Origin of the sequence: Cupriavidus sp. L7L, assembly GCF_004353535.1 — a bacterium.
In the GTDB taxonomy this organism is placed as follows: Bacteria; Pseudomonadota; Gammaproteobacteria; order Burkholderiales; family Burkholderiaceae; genus Cupriavidus; species Cupriavidus oxalaticus_A.
Genome location: NZ_SMNY01000154.1, coordinates 1 through 730, shown reverse-complemented (window position 1 = coordinate 730; position 730 = coordinate 1). Strand labels below are relative to the sequence as shown.

At 60.1% G+C, this 730-nt stretch carries 2 protein-coding genes; both read left to right on the top strand.

Features of this window, described 5'->3' with window-relative positions; translation table 11 throughout:
• Positions 1-343 (top strand): hypothetical protein (locus E1J61_RS37710; RefSeq protein ID WP_165971637.1); only part of this gene is annotated, 343 nt, incomplete at its 5' end.
• Positions 344-381: 38 nt separating this feature from the next.
• Positions 382-730: hypothetical protein (locus E1J61_RS36715; RefSeq protein ID WP_133098640.1), on the top strand; the 349-nt coding region annotated here is incomplete at its 3' end.

Below are 730 nucleotides of genomic sequence, written 5' to 3'. Positions count from 1 at the left end.
CGAGATGCTTGAGCTGGCAGCTGCAGATCTCGCCAGGCCTTTGCCGGGATACCAGGATCAGACACGGGGGGCGAATGAGGCCAGACTTAATCACGAGTCGGCCAAGCACTGGATCGCCGACAAGGCCGGCGACGCGGCTACCATCCCGTTCACACTCTGCTGCGATGCCTTGGGTGTTGATCCGCAAGTCGTCGCTGCTGCATTGTTGTCGGACCCAAAAACGCTACTTGAAAAGCTGCGCCTGTTTGCCAAGCGAGAACAACAGGGTCCACGGGCGTCGGAGCACCTTGCCACGGAAGCAAATGCCTGTTGTGCGGCGACCGTGCGCCCGAAGCTCCGTTAGCTGTAAAATACGTATCACTATAACGGTACATAATCCAAATGGACGCCTTCCGCATTCCCGTGGAGCATCCCCGCGCGCTCGCCGTCTACTACGAGCGGGCACTGGGCTGTTCGTTTGTCCTGAACGGACAGGAGTTTGGGCACGATGAGGTTTTCCACCATGGCGGCTTTCTTCCCATGGTTGTGGACGTCGCGAGCGTGCTCAGCGAGCGCATCTTCGGCGCGCCGCTCAAGGCGCGTTACTCGGCGTCGGACCAGAGCCTGCTGGGGAGGCGAGTCGATCTGGAGGATGAGGGCACGCAACCCGTGATCCTGCTGCTATCCCGGGCGGCGGAGTTGATTTTCACTCCGGAACAAGGGAAGACGGTCGAGTTGTACCCCATGTTCG